This is a genomic window from Flavobacterium zhoui, from assembly GCF_042787235.1.
Taxonomy (GTDB): domain Bacteria; phylum Bacteroidota; class Bacteroidia; order Flavobacteriales; family Flavobacteriaceae; genus Flavobacterium; species Flavobacterium zhoui.
In genome coordinates this window covers 43,301-60,686 of the sequence record NZ_JBHZPY010000014.1, presented here as the reverse complement: position 1 = coordinate 60,686, position 17,386 = coordinate 43,301, and the positions used below count along the sequence as shown (strand labels likewise).

At 32.9% G+C, this 17,386-nt stretch carries 13 protein-coding genes; 2 read left to right on the top strand and 11 right to left on the bottom strand.

Annotated elements, in window-relative coordinates:
• Positions 1 to 24 precede the first annotated feature (24 nt).
• The 11 genes from ACFX5F_RS14425 to ACFX5F_RS14375 all read right to left on the bottom strand — a co-directional run bounded on the left by ACFX5F_RS14425 (position 25) and on the right by ACFX5F_RS14375 (position 13,957).
• A complete protein-coding gene (locus ACFX5F_RS14425; protein WP_379852712.1) occupies positions 25 to 2,040 on the bottom strand; it encodes a heavy metal translocating P-type ATPase in 2,016 nt (671 codons plus the stop codon).
• 1 nt (position 2,041) lies between these two features.
• Positions 2,042 to 3,223, bottom strand: coding sequence for an MFS transporter (locus ACFX5F_RS14420; protein WP_379852711.1), 1,182 nt, complete (start codon positions 3,221 to 3,223; stop codon positions 2,042 to 2,044).
• A gap of 38 nt (positions 3,224 to 3,261) precedes the next feature.
• Positions 3,262 to 3,882 carry a phosphatase PAP2 family protein gene (locus tag ACFX5F_RS14415; RefSeq protein WP_379852710.1) on the bottom strand — a complete coding sequence of 207 codons (621 nt, stop codon included), beginning with the start codon at positions 3,880 to 3,882 and terminating at the stop codon, positions 3,262 to 3,264.
• 159 nt (positions 3,883 to 4,041) lie between these two features.
• Positions 4,042 to 7,035 carry a serine hydrolase domain-containing protein gene (locus ACFX5F_RS14410; RefSeq protein ID WP_379852709.1) on the bottom strand — a complete coding sequence of 998 codons (2,994 nt, stop codon included), beginning with the start codon at positions 7,033 to 7,035 and terminating at the stop codon, positions 4,042 to 4,044.
• A 14-nt stretch (positions 7,036 to 7,049) separates the two neighbouring features.
• On the bottom strand, positions 7,050 to 7,532 hold the full coding sequence (locus ACFX5F_RS14405) for an ABC transporter ATPase (RefSeq protein WP_379852708.1): 483 nt from the start codon (positions 7,530 to 7,532) through the stop codon (positions 7,050 to 7,052).
• 34 nt (positions 7,533 to 7,566) lie between these two features.
• Complete coding sequence (locus ACFX5F_RS14400; RefSeq protein WP_379852707.1) at positions 7,567 to 8,340, bottom strand: phosphatase PAP2 family protein; 774 nt, start codon at positions 8,338 to 8,340, stop codon at positions 7,567 to 7,569.
• Positions 8,341 to 8,373: 33 nt separating this feature from the next.
• A complete protein-coding gene (locus ACFX5F_RS14395; RefSeq protein WP_073211249.1) occupies positions 8,374 to 9,165 on the bottom strand; it encodes a (Fe-S)-binding protein in 792 nt (263 codons plus the stop codon).
• 58 nt (positions 9,166 to 9,223) lie between these two features.
• A complete protein-coding gene (locus tag ACFX5F_RS14390) occupies positions 9,224 to 10,561 on the bottom strand; it encodes a 4Fe-4S dicluster domain-containing protein (RefSeq protein WP_379852780.1) in 1,338 nt (445 codons plus the stop codon).
• Between the two features lie 5 nt (positions 10,562 to 10,566).
• On the bottom strand, positions 10,567 to 11,532 hold the full coding sequence (locus tag ACFX5F_RS14385; RefSeq protein WP_379852706.1) for an MlaD family protein: 966 nt from the start codon (positions 11,530 to 11,532) through the stop codon (positions 10,567 to 10,569).
• Between the two features lie 50 nt (positions 11,533 to 11,582).
• Positions 11,583 to 12,740 carry an N-acetylmuramoyl-L-alanine amidase family protein gene (locus ACFX5F_RS14380; RefSeq protein ID WP_379852705.1) on the bottom strand — a complete coding sequence of 386 codons (1,158 nt, stop codon included), beginning with the start codon at positions 12,738 to 12,740 and terminating at the stop codon, positions 11,583 to 11,585.
• A 47-nt stretch (positions 12,741 to 12,787) separates the two neighbouring features.
• The gene (locus ACFX5F_RS14375) at positions 12,788 to 13,957 is read right to left on the bottom strand and encodes an N-acetylmuramoyl-L-alanine amidase family protein (protein ID WP_379852704.1); all 1,170 of its coding nucleotides are present in this window, start codon (positions 13,955 to 13,957) and stop codon (positions 12,788 to 12,790) included.
• An 82-nt stretch (positions 13,958 to 14,039) separates the two neighbouring features.
• Between ACFX5F_RS14375 and ACFX5F_RS14370 the strand changes: the two genes are divergently transcribed.
• Positions 14,040 to 16,787, top strand: coding sequence for a putative LPS assembly protein LptD (locus tag ACFX5F_RS14370; RefSeq protein WP_379852703.1), 2,748 nt, complete (start codon positions 14,040 to 14,042; stop codon positions 16,785 to 16,787).
• A gap of 135 nt (positions 16,788 to 16,922) precedes the next feature.
• Positions 16,923 to 17,303, top strand: coding sequence for a RidA family protein (locus ACFX5F_RS14365; protein ID WP_379852702.1), 381 nt, complete (start codon positions 16,923 to 16,925; stop codon positions 17,301 to 17,303).
• Positions 17,304 to 17,386 lie beyond the last annotated feature (83 nt).

Genomic DNA, 17,386 nt, shown 5'->3' with positions numbered 1-17,386 from the left:
AAGTTAAGTTAAAAACTCATTTTTTTAAAATTTCATTCGTTGAATTCTTACCGCATTCAAAATGGCCAATAAAGCAACACCAACATCCGCAAAAACGGCTTCCCACATTGTGGCTAATCCCCCAGCTCCCAAAATTAGAACTATCAGTTTTACAGAAAAAGCTAAACCAATATTTTGCCAAACTATTTGTTTTGTTTTTTTTCCAATATTTATTGCTGTAAAAATTTTCGTAGGTTGGTCGTTCTGAATTACTACATCAGCGGTTTCGATTGCTGCATCGCTTCCTAAACCTCCCATTGCTATTCCTACATCTGCCAACGCTATAACTGGCGCATCATTTACTCCGTCACCTACAAATGCTATTTTAAAGTTCTGTTTTTTTAGTTGTGAGACTTTTTGAACTTTATCCTCGGGCAATAATTCCCCAAAAGCTTGGTCAATATTCAACTCCTTGCCGACAAGCGAAACTATCGCTTGATTATCTCCTGAAAGCATAATAGTTTGAACATTTACTCTATGCAAATTCCGAATTGCTTCTTTTGCATCCGCTTTTGTTTCGTCAGCAATTATAAAATAGCCCACATATTTTTGATTGAGAGCAACAACTATAATTGTAAATGGAATAGTATCAATTAGAGGGTCATAACTGATGTTGAATTTTTTCATCAATTTGGTGCTTCCCACTAAAATATCTTTTCCATCAACAAGTCCTTTCATTCCATGACCTGCAATTTCTTCAACCTCAGTAACAATAGTATCTTTAGCGCTATCATTTGCATATTCAATTATCGCCGAACCAACAGGATGCGTAGATTTAGTTTCAATTGCGGCAGTATATTTTACCAAATCAGTTTCCAAAATCCCTACAGCTACCACTTTTTGAACTTTAAAAACCCCTTTAGTTAATGTTCCGGTTTTATCCATAACTACTACTTGAATTGAAGCCAAAATATCCAAAAAGGTAGAGCCTTTAATTAAAATTCCGTTTTTACTGGCTGCGCCAATTCCACCAAAATAACCCAATGGAATGGAAATTACTAATGCACAAGGACAAGAAATGACTAAGAAAATTAATGCTCTGTACAACCAATCTTTAAAAACATAATTCTCTACAAATAACATTGGAAGCAAACAAATTCCTATGGCCAGAAAAACAACTATTGGAGTATAAATTTTCGCGAATTTTCTAATAAATAATTCGGTTGTCGCTTTTTTAGCAGTGGCTTCCTGAACCATTTCCAGAATTCGGGATAATTTACTATCCTTAAAATCGATCGTAACTTGCACCAGAGCAACAGCATTTAGATTTATCATTCCGGCAAGAACCATTTCATCTTTTGATTTACTGTCTGGTTTGCTTTCTCCAGTTAAAGCAGCTGTATTGAAAGTCGCAGATTCAGAAAGTAGTTTTCCATCCAAAGCTAATTTTTCACCATGCTTTAATTGAATTATTTCTCCAATCTTAATATCTGAAGCTTTCTTTGAAATAGTAACTAATCCTTCAATTACGTTCGCAGAATCAGGTCTTTGGTCCAATAATGCCTTGATGCTTGATTTAGCTCTTTTTACAGCTAACATTTGGAATAATTCTCCAATAGAATAAAATAACATTACACTAACACCCTCAGCATATTGGCCAATTCCAAAAGCACCGAGTGTAGCAATACACATTAGAAAAAACTCAGAAAAAAAAGCACCTCTGCGTATGCTTTCAAAAGCTTCTTTCAATACGGGCAAACCTACCGGAATATAAGCGACACAAAACCATACAATCCTAACCCAACCCACAAACCAAGTTTGGGGAAAATAATTATCTAATGCGATTGCCACTAATAGCAGTAGTAAGCTTATTATTGAGGGCAAGAACATTTTAAAAACAGTATCGTTCCCATTTGAATGATCGTGGTCGTGATCATCATCAGCATGGTTTTCTGAATCATCGTGCGAACAACATCCCACATCTTTGACCATTTTATTAACTTTTTTTTCTTCTGCTGCGCAACATTTGTTCTCCGGTAAAGTTTTATGTTGGGATGCCATTTTAAATTGTTTTATATTTAATGAAAAACGAAAAATAAATAATAATAAGTAATGTGGTTATCCCAGTAATAAAAAATGTAGTATTCGCACCAAATTGATACCAAAGGACTCCGGCAAAAGAACTGGCCAATAAGGCGCAAATACTTTGAAATCCAGAATAAGTTCCAATAGCAGTCGCAGTATCTTTTTTATCAGAAATATTACTGATCCATGCTTTCGAAATCCCTTCGGTTGCAGCAGCATATACACCGTAAATTATAAATAATCCACCAATAATATAACTGTTTATAGTAAATGCCATTCCAAAGTAGACAATTGCAAATAGAAAAAGTCCAAAAGTAAACATTTTCTTCAATCCAATTTTATCAGCAAAAATTCCTAATGGAAATGCACAAAGAGCATAAACCAAATTGTAAAAAATATAAATCTCTATTACCACAGTATCATTTAAACCTGCTTGCTTGGCTTTTAAAAGTAAAAAAACATCGGAACTATTGAATAAGGCGAAAGCTAATAGTCCAATTACTAATCTTCGATATTGTGCAGGACTTGTTTTCCAATAGCTAAGAAACGAGAAAAACGAAGTCTGTTTTACCTCCGTTACCTGTATCTTAAGTTTATCTTTAAGCAAAAAAGAAGCAAATACCGCTAGTAAGCCTGGAATAAAAGCAACATAAAAAAGCGTTTTGTACTGTTGTGGATAAAAATGAAGATAAATCAAAGCTACAACAGGTCCTAGAACGGCACCGAACGTATCCATTGATCTATGAAATCCAAATATCTTTCCTTTCGTTTCAGCAGTTGCTTCATCAGATAAAATAGCATCTCTTGCACCAGTACGAATTCCTTTTCCAAAACGATCAATTGCTCGGGCAAAAAATATCCAAAGAGGGAAGACGAATACCGCCATCATGGGTTTTGAAATAGCACTAAAACCGTAGCCCAGACGCACAAATGGAACACGTTTACCTGAACTATCAGATAACTTACCAAAATATCCTTTACTTAATCCAGCTAAAGCCTCGGCAAAGCCTTCTAAAACACCAATTAATACAATCGAGAACCCAATCGATTTAAGGTATATAGGCATTATTGGGTAAAGCATTTCGCTCGCTGTATCCGTAAATAGACTAACTAGTGATAATATCCAGACTGTTTTTGTTATGTAATTCAGTATTTTCATTTTGCCTTTTTTTCAGTGAATCCTATTCTTAATAGCAATTATCTTTCCTTTTTAGACCTTTTCTTGTTAAGCCATTTATTAGCTTTATACGTTATATAAGCAGAGCCACTTCCTATAATTGCTCCAGCAAATACATCCGTGGGATAATGTACCCCTAAATGCATTCGAGAATATCCTACTGCGCTCGCCCATACAAAAGAAGGCGCAATAACATACCATTTTGGATAAGCCATACTCAATGACGTTGCTGTTGCAAAAGCGGTAGAAGTATGACCGGAAGGAAATGAATAACCCGGTGCCGACGTCGCCTGATCAATATCTGAATACGTATCAAATGGTCTCTCCCGCTTTATAGTACGTTTTAAAGCAGTTGTTATAAATGCTGAAACCAGAAAAGTTTCTCCAATAAATATTGCCTGTTTTTTGATTGTACTGTCTTTCTGAATTAATCCTACGGAATAAATAATAATTGGTGCTGCTACACTAATTGGAATCGCACTATTTGTTATTGTCTTAAAAGTGTGGTCTAAGGATGTATTTCTGTGAACATTGATATCACGCAAAATATTGATATCGATATTTTGTGCATTTAAAAATGTTGTGCAAAAAAGTAAAACCGTTAAATAGCTTATTTTAAAAACATTTTTGTTATTATTCATACTCTTAATTTTCAAACCAAATATACTATAATACATAAAGCGATTTTCAAATAAATGTTTCAAAATTAAATTCCTAAATGGCTTTTAAAAGCAAAAAGCCAATGCGAAATTGTTTACTAATTTCATATTGGCTTTTTGCTTTTAAAGTGATTAATTCCGCTATTTTACGATCGCATCATAAATTACTTCCTGAATATCTTCTCGAATATTTTCTTTAGAAAGTCTGTTTTCTGCTGCAACGGGAAAAGTTCTATTAGATAAAAATATATAAACTATTTCTGTTTCAGGATCGGCCCACGCCATCGTACCTGTGTAACCAGTATGCCCGAAGCTAGTCATCGAAGCACATCCGCAGGTAGGTCCTGCAATACCTAACTGTGGCTTATCGAAACCTATACCTCTCCTATTTCCTTCTGCACAAAAATAGCAGGTGTTAAAATCATTAAATGTTTTCTCAGAAAAATATTGGTGATTTCCATAATTCCCCTTTTGCAAATACAACTGCATAATTTTAGCCACATCCATGGCATTCGAAAAAACACCTGCATGACCAGAAACGCCACCTTCTAATGCTGCCGATAAGTCATTCACATAACCTTGCAAAATTTGTTTACGAAAATAAGAATCCATTTCGGTCGGTGGAATTCTGTTTTTATCAAACTTTTTCAATGGATTAAAGCTTGAATTATTCATTCCGAGTGATTGATAAAAATTTTCCTGGATTAAATCATCTAATTTTTTACCCGTTGTATTTTCTAAATAATCTTTAAGAATCATAAAAGTAAGATCACTGTATTTATATTCTTTTTTAACAGCTAATTTACTTTTAACAATCATTTTCATTATCGAGTCATGAAAATCATTTCTTATAAAAAGACTATCTCCTAACTGTTTAGAAAATTGATCATTGGATACTTTTCTAAAATATTTTTCTAAAAGATTCGATTTATCCATTGTTGACTTATAAAATGGTATTCCCGCTACAAGTCCTGCATAATGTGACAATAATTCCTTGAAATGAATATTTTCTTTATTGGAATTTTTAAATATTGGAGACATCGTTCCTAATGTCGTTTCCATATTAATTTTTTGCTGATCATATTGTTGCATCACGTTTGGCAAAGTAGCCAGAATCTTTGTTAATGATGCGACATCATAAATATCTGAATCCACAACCTTCAAATCATTGTTATAGGTGTGATAGCCAAATGACTTTTGGTAAATAACTTTTCCTTTCCTAGCAACAACTACCTGAATTCCAGGAGTCATTTTGCCATTGATAGCCTTTTGGGCTAAAGCATCAATTTTAGACAGTATTTCAGGATTCATCCCCACATTTTCTGGAGCGGTAAATCCCAATCGGTTTAGTTTTTCGGTTGCTAAACCATCATTAACTTTGAAATTTGTGTTTATGGATACCGGTAATTTTCCTTTGGCTTCAATAGCTCCAAAAATCAATTCTGCCGCAACTTCTTGCGCAATCGTACTGTTCTGATAAGAAACGATTAAGCCTTCAATATCATCAAAATTTGCAATAGGCAATAAAGAATATGGTTTTGCAAAAATGTCCAGAATAACATTATTATTGCTGGCTAAATAATTGATTTTAAATAGTTCCTCTGAGTTTAAATCACTGTTTTTAAAAGCTACATCTGATTTATGATAACCAATAATCACCGTCGAAAATAATTTTAATTTCTCTTGCAAACTATCCAAGTTACTATCTGACAAAACTGTAATCTCTGCATACTTTTTTAATGTAGAAACAAAAGTATCATTACTGTCATCCCCCATTTTTACATAAGCAATTTTTTGATTTTCTAAATTTTTAATAGGTAAAAGAGAGGTCTTATTTTTTAAAACAGTAACAGCATTTTCAAATAATTCATACTGCAAAGCGTCATTTTTAGTTGCATTTAAGTCTTTATATAAATTAGATATTTCAATAGGTTTATAGTATTTTAAACCCGCTTTATATTTAAATTTTAGAATCTTTTTTACTGAAAAAGCTAATCTTTCCTCCGAAATTAAATTAGTAGAATAGGCAAGTTTAAATTTATCTATTGCTATAGGAACATTTTCAGGAAATAATAAAATATCATTTCCAGCCATAAAAGCTTCAAAATTGATTTCACTCGGAATATTAGAGTTACTAACCCCTTTCATATTCAAAGCATCCGTAAATATAAGTCCTTTGAAACCCAATTCTTTTTGAAGAATAGCAGTGACTACATTATAAGAAATTGATGAAGGGTAATTTGGCCTTGGTTCTAAACTGGGAACATTCAAATGCCCAACCATAACCGAAGAAAGTCCTTCGTGAAACATTTTTCTATAAGGATAAAACTCCACCTCTTCCAATCTTTCTTTAGAGAAATTAATTGTTGGCAGTCCTTTATGAGAATCCGTCTCTGTATCACCATGCCCGGGAAAATGTTTCCCGGTCGAGAAAATACCTTGGCTTTGTACCCCTTTCATTAAAGCAATTGCTCGCTCTGTAACTTTATATTTATCTTCACCAAAAGAGCGAAAACCTATGATAGGATTTCTGGGATTTGTGTTAATGTCAAGAACAGGCGCAAAATTAAATTGAATCCCTAATCGTTTGCTTTGTTCCCCCATTTGAACTCCCAATTTCTGTATCAATTTCATATCCTGAATGGCTCCAAGAGTCATATTCCAAGGATATCGAGCGGTAGAATCCAATCGCATATTTAAACCCCATTCCGCATCATTGCCTATAAATAATGGGATTTTAGATTTGGATTGAAAACGATTTGTCAAATTTGCTTGACGAACAGGACCACCTTGAAAAAAGATTAATCCTCCAATTTTGTTTTGAGTAATAAGTCTATCAACAGCATTTAAATGAACTGTATCTTTATTAGAATAAGCAGCTACCATAAATAATTGGCCTATTCTTTCGTCTAAATTCATTACAGCGTAAATACTATCTACCCATTTAGTTCCTTCAGGAGGTAACTCAAAAAGTGTCGGTGCATTTTTTAAATCATCATTTACAGAATTACCTGTTTTCGATGGAATATTGCTTACAATTATTTTAGGCTTATTAATTTTTTTACCAACACAACTAGCGGCAACAAAAAGAAACAGGACATAAAATAAAACAATTCTGATGCCTATTTTTTTCATTGAACTATTTGTTTTTAAAAAAAGCGACTGTGCCAGCTGTCAATGGCAGGAACTTCCCAAGATTCATTGTATTCTTCAATGTTATTAACCAAATTATTAAAAACGATAGTGTTTTCAGTAACAGCTTTATCCTTAACCATTTTCTTAAAATCAATCAAAGGCTTATGTGCAATATGCTCTCCTAATTTGAAAGTCACATTCATTTTATCCAATAAATCAACCGCATATTTTTGTTCTAAACTTTGAATAAACTCAACAGATGAATCAATTGAACATCCTGTTGCAGCCTGAACATCCTGATCAACGGCAATTATAATGAATCTATTGTATTTTAACTGATAAGAAGACACTAGGCTTGTTCCGTGTGCAGCCCAGCCTTCAAGAAAGAATTGCAAAGCGGTTTCTATTTCAGAAAACTCGGCATCCGAAAATTTTCTGTTTGATTGATAAATCCAGATTTTAGATTCTTCGGGTAAATTTTCAAAAGGAACGTACATAATTTTATTTTTATAATTAACGCTGTTATTATGATTAAAACGTTGAAACAAGTCCAAATCCTACTTGTTTACCGTCATAATAAGGAATAACTGCTGTTTTTTTATTTGTTTGTTTTTTAGAAGCTAGTAATCTATTAATGGAAGGATATAGCCAGTAAGCAGCCTTTGCGCTTAATATTCCAATTCCTGCTCCAGCAACTACATCCGTGAGCCAGTGTTTGTTATTATAAAGCCTAAATGCTCCTGTGCCCGTAGCAACTAAATATCCTGAAATACCATACCATATAGACACATCCTTGTATTCTTGGTAAACTAATTCTGCTCCCATAAAAGCAGTAGCAGTATGTCCCGAAGGAAAAGAATTAAAGCCAGAGCCATCAGGCCGCTCTACTTTAAGAGTCCTTTTTAAACTATTTACTGCAATTCCCATAATTAAATATGAAGTTGCAACGATAATGGTTTTATCACGGAAATTATTTTTCCCCTTAATACCAATAGCACTCAAACCATAAACGGAAGCCAAAGGAAGATATTGCGAAAAATCATCAATAGTGAACTTTTTATCGATGTTCTCTTTTACCTCTTCTTTAATTTGATCATTAAATGATTCGAGCTGATCATTACCAATTCCTATAATTCCATAAGTTATTAGAGCAGCAGGAATAATTAATTGTTTTGCTCTAAACTGGATTTGTGGCTTATTTTTAATTGCTAAACTATCTGCAGTGTTAGTTGAATCAACTGACTGAGCAGATGAGAACAAACTCAATAGTATTATAATAAAAAATAGAACCTTTTTATAAATCATAATACTAACTGATTAAGAAATTAAAATACTTTTCTACAAATCCTGCGCATTAGCAATCAATTCAGCAATGTCCATAACTTTCACATCACCCTCTTTTTCTTTGTTTTTAATACCATCAGTCATCATTGTATTACAAAATGGACAACCAGCAGCAATAATATCGGGTTTTGTTTCTAATGCATCTTCGGTTCTTTCAACGTTGATTTCTTTGTTTCCAGGTTCGGCGTCTTTAAACATTTGTGCTCCACCGGCACCACAGCATAATCCATTTGCTTTAGAACGTTTCATCTCAACTAATTCGGCATCCAGTTTAAGTATCAGATCTCTAGGAGCTTCATACACGTTATTAGCTCTTCCTAAATAACACGGATCATGAAAAGTGATTCTTTTTCCTTTGAATTGCCCTCCTTCGATTGTCAATCTTCCATCATCTAAAAGTGATTTCAAAAATTCCGTGTGATGTACTACTTCGTACTTTCCTCCTAATTCAGGATATTCATTTTTCAAAGTATTAAAACAATGCGGACAAGCAGTAACTATTTTTTTTGCCTCATATGCATTTAAAACCTCAATATTCATCATGGCTTGCATTTGAAACAAAAACTCATTTCCAGCTCTTTTTGCAGGATCTCCAGTACAACTTTCTTCAGTACCTAATACCGCAAAAGAAACATTGCTACGATTTAAAATTCGAACAAATGCTTTTGTTATTTTTTTTGCTCTATCGTCAAAACTTCCTGCACAACCTACCCAAAATAAAACTTCTGGTTGCTTCCCTTGAGCTAGCATTTCTGCCATTGTTGGCACTATTAAATTTTCTGACATGATTTTTTTATTGATTCGGTTAAAGGTTTAAATGAATAACCAATTAAACTTTAAAATATTAGTTTTCGTTTTTCCAATTCAAGCGGTCTTGTTGATTGTATTGCCAAGGCGCACCATTATTTTCTATATTGGTCATCATAACATTTATTGGCATTGGCGCGGCACTTTGTTCCATAACTAAATAGCGTCGCATATCCATTATTATTGATAGCGGACTTATACTTACTGGACATTCCTCCACACATGCATTACAAGAAGTACATGCCCAAAGCTCTTCCGGTGTAATATAATCGTTTAACAATGATTTATTATCCGGAATAAAAACTCCTTTATTAGCATCGATATTCCTGCCCACTTCTTCAAGTCTATCTCTAGTGTCCATCATGATTTTACGAGGAGATAATTTTTTTCCCGTAATATTAGCTGGGCATGAGGAAGTACAACGACCACATTCAGTACAAGTGTAAGCATTCAATAATTGAACCCAATTTAAATCTTGGACATCACTTGCTCCAAACTTACTTGGTGCTTCATTTTCAGCGGCTGGTGGCGCTACTGCAAATGGATCTGCGTTTGGATCCATCATCATCTTTACTTCCTTTGTAACGGATTCTAAGTTATCAAATTGACCTTGAGGATTTAGATTTGCAAAATAAGTATTAGGGAAAGCCAAGAGAATATGTAAGTGTTTCGAAAAGTACAAGTAATTCATAAAAATCAAAATACCAGTGATGTGCAACCACCAAAATATTTCGGTAAAAAGCATCACCAATTCGTTTGACATCCCGTTAAATAACGGCTCAATAAATTGACTGATAGGAAATGAACCTGCTTTGATAAAATGAGAAAAACCTCCAGGAACATTTTGTAAATGCAAATCAGTTGCATTCATTAATAAAAACAAAGTCATTAAAACAACCTCAAAATATAAAATGTAATTAGCGTCATTTTTAGGAGAGCCTTTCAAATCTGAACTTGCAAATCGTTTTAATCTTATAATATTTCTTCTGGTCCAAAAAGCAATAACAGCAACTAAAACTAATACTGCTAATATTTCAAAAGATGCTATCAATACATTATACACAGGACCTAAAAAAGCAAATACCCTGTGCGTGCCAAATAAACCATCAATTATTATTTCTAATAATTCTATATTGATTATAACAAAACCAATATACACAATAATATGAAGTGCTCCTGCTATAGGTCGTTTCACCATTTTAGACTGACCAAGAGCAATCATGGCCATATTATTCCAACGTGCTTTTTTGTTATCTTTTCTATCAACAGCTACACCAAGATTAATATTTCTAATAATTTTCCTAATATTATTATAAAAATATCCAAAACCTATAACCAATAATATGGCAAATAATATATTGTCTAAATAGCTCATCATTGCTAATTTTTTATTTTAATTATTGAATCATTTTTTGGAGCAATATATGGTTTATTTTTCTTTCCAAATACAGAAATATTAACATATCTTGTTGGTACTAGTCTTATATCTTGCAGTAACAATTCTAATTCTTTTGTAGTAGCTTTTAAATTATCATAAAAGGCTTCATCGTGCAATAATTTTCCCATAGAACCCTTTCCAGCTTCTAAACCGCTCATTATACCGTCAACTCTTGCCAATGTTTTATTTAGATTTCTTACGGTTTTTCCTAAATCAGCTTTATTGATTGAATCCGATATTTTAGAAAAATCGTTAGAAATTTTGTTGAAGTTAGTGACAGCTCCTTTTATTTGCGCTTTGTTTTCGTCTAATAAAGTATTTACACTTGCTGATGCTCTATGAAACTGTTCAATGGTTTTAGACAACTCTGATAAACTTACTTTCAAATCTTCTTGACCTTTTTTATCTAAAACATTATTAACCCCTGTTATTAGTTGATCTGTATGAAGCATTATTTTTTCAAACTTTTCCTGAAGCGGAGCTAATTGACCACCTACTTTTTCAGTAAGTCCTATTTTTACGTCTCCACGCAGTTTTTGTCCATCTTCTGCAATGGTTTTATCTTCAAAATTAGGATAAATCGCGATTTGCTTCCCTCCAATAAATCCTGGCTCATAAATTGTGGCTACACTGGATTTAGAAATTGGGAAATCCGTTTTTAATTGAAGTTCAACTAATAGATTTCCGTTTTCGTGATTTAAAGCAATACTATTTACTTTACCGATGATTAGACCATTTAAGGTCACAGGTGAAGATGTGGCCAATCCCTCAACATTTTTATATTCAACATAAAAAGTTTTGTAATTTGTAAAAAGGTCTCTTCCTTTTAGAAAACTGTAGCCCCAAATAAATAATAAAATAGATGCAATGACTAGTACGGCAGTTTTAATTTCTCTTGTTATTTTCAAAATTTAAGTATTTTGCACAAATTTAATATAAAAATTTAAACTTGTTATTATTATTTAACGGCTTCTTGTATACTAATTTTTTCACCATTTTTAAAAGCTACCAGATATGCAGAGGGAAACCCTTTAGATTTTGCAATTTCTAAATTTCGTTTAGCTTCAGTATAGTCTGATGTTGAACTATAATTGTACTTATAAAAATTTCCTTTTTCTGTTGATAATGACACATTTTTCAATCCTTTAAAATTAACGGGTATTAATTTGATGCTTTTCTTTGAAGTTGCAATTTGAACTTTAAAAACTACTCCAGAGGATTCCTTATCAACAGTCTTTTTTTGTGCTGATACTGTTTCCTTCGATGTTTTATTTTTTAAAATAGTTGCAGTGTCTTTTCTTTGATTTTTCGTTGATCTTTCGAATGTCGGTTCCTCTGAATCGATTTCAAAATATTGTTTTTTGTAACTAATAATTGCACCAGCAATGGTTTCTGCCATTTTTTCTTGCCCCGATTCAGAATTCAGGTAAAGTCCTTCTTCTTTATTGGATAAAAAACCTAATTCAATCAAGACACTTGGCATATATGCAGCATCCAAAACCCACAAAGGCATTTGCTTAATTCCTCTCGATTTTCTATTTAATTTAGAAGTGAAATTCTTTTCTATTTTTGATGCCAGACTAATACTTCTATTCAGGTATTCTTCTTGCATAATCTTCAGTCCTATAAGTGTTTCAGGCTTATTAGGATCAAAACCTTTATACGATTTTTTATAATTTTTTTCCAATAATATTACCGAGTTTTCTTTTTTCGCTATTTCAAAATTAGTGTTGCTGCGCGCCAAACCCATTACAAAAGTTTCAGTACCGTATGGAGTTGCATTGGAAACAGAATTGCAATGTATAGAAATAAACAAGTTAGCATCAATATTATTTGCAACCTTTGGCCTTTCTCTTAATTCTATAAAAACATCTTTTTTTCTAGTGTAAATAACCTGAATGTCTCGATCTCTTTGAAGATATTTTTCAACTTTTAAAGTAGTTTTAAGGGCAATATCTTTTTCTACAAAACCATTATAAGAGTTCCCTGGATCCTTGCCTCCGTGTCCTGCATCTAGTATAATAACAAAATTGCGACTGGACTGAGAAATAATATTTAAAGAAAAAAATAGGATTATAAACAGGAACTTGACATTAATTTCTTTTGATATTTTCAAAATTCAGGGAGTTTTTTTTATTTTAATTGGAAACCTATTCTAGTATGCTAATTTTTAATCGCGTCTTCAACGCTGATTTTTTCGCCATTTTTAAAGGCGATTAAAAATGCAGAATCATAGCCTTTTTGTTTAGCCTCTTGCAATTGCTTTTTTGCTTCTTCATAATCAGCAGTTTCCCCATACATATATTTATAGACATTGTTATCATAGGCTACAGATATATTTTTCAACCCCTTGAAATTTCTTGGTTGCAATTCAACTCTTTTAATACTTGCTGAAAGTTGCACTTTAAATAGTGCGGCTGAGTTATCAGTTCCTTTCAGAGTTTTTTTTTGTTCAGAAGAATTAGAATTCAATTTAGGTCTGACCGCCGTAACTGTATCTCTAATTGGTTTTTCAATGATCTTCTGTGATGGTTTAGTATCAAAGGTTTCCGGTTCGCCACTTCCGTAATATTCATTTTTATAACTAATAATCGCCGATGCAATAGCTTTTGCAATTTCATTCTGACCTTCTTCAGAGTCTAAAATATTCCCTTCTTCAAAATTAGAAATAAAGCCCATTTCAATAAGAACTCGGGGCATGTACGCTTTATGAAGTACCATATAAGGCGCTTGTTTTACTCCTCCTCCTCTAATTTTTTTACCAAGAGCTCCAAAAGCATCCTCAACTTTGCTGGCCAAAGAAATACTATTATCTAAGTATTCCTCTTGCATTAGCGTCATACCAATCATGGTCTCAGGAGAATTAGGATCAAACCCTTCATATTTTTGTTTATAATCTTTTTCCAAAGTAATAACGGAGTTCTCCTTTTTAGCCGCTTCTAAGTTTGAAGCCACTTTTGTCATACCCATAACGTACGTTTCCGTACCAAATCCGGCAGTATTTCTATTTGCATTGCAGTGTATCGAAACAAAAATATTGGCATCAGCTCTGTTAGCAATATTAGCTCGCTCCACTAAATCAATAAAAACATCAGTTTTTCGAGTATAAATGACGTTTGTTTGCGGAGTAGCCTCCAAAATTCTTCCTACTTTAAGAACAACAGCCAAAGCTATGTTTTTCTCAACGTGACCATTATACACTGCTCCAAAATCATGAGCTCCATGTCCTGCATCTAATGTTACTTTAAAGACATTTGACTGACTATAGGCAGAAAAAGTAACTACCATTAAAAAGAAGGTGACTAGCATTTTAATTTTAAATGTAATATTCATAATTCTTAAAATTAATTTAATTAAAACTCTAGGGTTATAAATTCTATAATTGATTATTTTTGACAAAAAATTATATGTAAGTTTGACGTGTCAAAAAACAGGCCATAATTTTACAAAAATAGCATTTAAACCTTTGCATACAAACTTATTTAATATCGTTTTATTATCAATTTTCCTAACCATAGGATCAGGAAAATTATATTCTCAAGGTATAACAAAAAAAACAACTACTATACCTACTAGCAAACAAACAGATAGCTCTAAAACTGCTGTTCCTAATAGTAAAAAATCAGCAACCACAATAAAAAAGGAAAACGATTCAATAAAAATCGATACTATAAAGCAAAAAAAAGCATTTCTGGAAGGTAAAGTAAAATACAAAGCCGAAGACTACGCTAAGATTGATCAAAAGAAAAAACTTATCACCTTATATAACAAGGCTGAGCTATATTATCAGGACATAGAACTAAAATCTGGTATTATCGTGATGGACTATGAAAAGAATGAAGTATATGCAGGTCGACTAAAAGATTCTTCAGGAGTATACACGCAATATCCAAATTTTAAACAAGGAAGTAACGTTGTTGAACCTGATTCCATTCGTTTTAATTTTAAAACTAAAAAAGCACTAATTTGGAATTCAAGATCTGACCAAGGGGAATTTAAAATAAAAGCAGAAATCACAAAAAAAGAAAATGACTCTGTTTATTTCTTGAAAAATGCTCGATTTACAACATCAAAAGATGTAGATAATCCGGAATATTATTTCCAAACTAGAAAAGTAAAATTTATTCCGGGCAAAAAAGTAGTCACGGGATTGACTAATATGGTTATCGCTGATGTTCCAACACCAATAGCATTGCCTTTTGCTTTTTTTCCTATGAGTAAAGAAACCAGCCTGTCAGGAATAATCTTACCTAGTTACAATGATTCTAACACCAGAGGTTTTTCGTTGCAAAATGCTGGATATTATTTTGCGCTAAGCGACAATTATGATTTGACTGTTTTAGGTGATTACTATACCAATGGTAGTTATGGGATGCGTTTTGAATCCAGTTATGCCAAACGGTATAAATTTAGAGGTAATTTCAATGTTCGATTTGAAAATTTAATTAACAGTGAAAGAGGATATCCTGATTACTCCAAGCAAAAAATTTACAACATACAGTGGTCACATGCGAAGGATTCAAAATCGAATCCGAATTCAAGTTTTTCGGCATCTGTAAATCTAGGGAGCAGTAAATATTTTAGGCAGTCTATCAATCAGGCAAATGTGGGATCAAACCTGAATAACACATTAAGTTCCTCGATTTCATACAGTAAAACATTCAATACAGTTCCTCAAGTTAGAATGTCGTTGACTGCAACCCATTCGCAAAACACGCAAACCCAAGAAATTAACATGACGTTGCCTACTCTTCAGGTAAGTATGGATCGTATTTATCCTTTTGTTGGTAAAGACGGTGTCAAAAAAGGATTTTTCAAGAATATCAACCTACAATATAATTTAAGTGGAAAAAACAGTATTGTAACGACTGATTCTTTATTCTTTAAACCACAAATGTTTAGAGATGCTAAAACGGGTATTGAACACACGATTCCGCTAAGTACTAATTTTAAATTATTTAAATATTTCAGTGCTTCCAGCTCCTTCAATTACAGAGAAGTATGGTACACCAAAACGATTTCAAGAAATTACGATATAGATCAAAGTAAAGTGGTAGATAATACGATCAATGGTTTTGATGCTTTTAGAACGTATTCTTTTTCATCCAGTTTAGGAACTACAATTTATGGTACTTTTAATTTTGGTGATGATAAAAAAATAAAATCCATCAGACACGTCATGAGACCTTCTGTTTCCTATGGCTACACTCCAAGTTTTGAAAAATATTATGATAGTTACGCTTCTGATGCTACTGGAACTATGATTAAACAATATTCCCGATTTGAAAGTGGGATCTTTGGAGCACCTGGAAACAGCAACTCTAACACGCTTGGTTTCGATTTGAGTAATACATTTGAAGCAAAAGTCACTGATAAGGATTCGACAAAAATTGAACCTAAAAAAGTAATGCTTCTTAACAATTTGAATCTTTCTACAAGTTACAACCTAAACGCTGACGGAGTTACCTCTCTTGCTTTTGCACCAGTTAGAGTTAGCGGTGGTACACAACTATTAAAAAATAAGATGAATGTGAATTTTGGCGCCACATTAGATCCTTATGCCATCAATAATTCAGGAACCAGAATTAATGTGTTCAATATTGACAATGGAGGAAGTTTATTCCGAATGACAAGTGCAAATATGACTTTGAATTACGCCATATCAAGTAAGGAAAAGGATAAACCTAAGAAAGAAAAAAACACTCAAAGTGAAAGAAACGGTGGTCGTGAAGATGATTTATTTGGAACAAACACAGATTTAGGCGATAGCAGAAAAAGTCAATTTGGTGAGGAAGAAGAAAATGAAGAGGACAAAATATCGGAGTTTTTTAGTGCTAAGTTACCTTGGGATATGACATTTGCATATTCACTCACTTATGGGAATAACAACAGAGAAAAGAAAATTATTGGGAATTCATTAATGATTTCAGCTAATGCAGACATTACACCTAAATGGAAAGCAGGTGTATCTACAGGTTATGATTTTGTTCAAAAAGGAGTAACATTTACACAGTTTCGTTTCGAAAGAGATTTACTGAGCTGGAGAATGGATTTCAATTGGACACCATTTGGAGATAATGCTAACTGGGGATTCTTTATTGGGATCAAAGCCGGAGTATTAAGCGATATTAAATGGGATAAACGTAGTAGAACCAATCGATAGTTTCTTATTTTTTTTGATTACGATTAATTTCAAACAGAAAATAGGCAAGGATTTTACATCTTTACAAACAGAAACTAATGAATCACATTTGATTAATTTCCAAAAAAACCTTTAAAAATCTAATACATTCATTTTATGAAAAACATAATTTTTACCGAAAATGCACCAGCTCCAATTGGTCCTTATAACCAAGCCGTCCTTAAAGGAAATACGCTTTATACTTCAGGACAAATTGCTATAAATCCAAAATCTGGAGAATTAGTTACGGATACTATTGAGTCCGAAACCGAACAAGTGATGCAAAATATGAAAGCAGTTCTGGAAGCTGCCGGAATGACATTTGAAAACGTTGTGAAAACAACTATTTTCATAATGGACATGAATGATTTTGGAAAAATAAATACCGTTTATGGCGCTTATTTTGACGAAAAAACCGCGCCCGCTCGTGAAACAGTTCAAGTGGCTTGTTTGCCAAAAAATGTAAATGTGGAAATTTCTATGATTGCTATTTTTTAGTAATCTTGAGATCAGTTCCATTTCTTAATACAGCTAGCATAGTAATAAAATTGATTGTAAATAAAAAACACTACTGATTTACT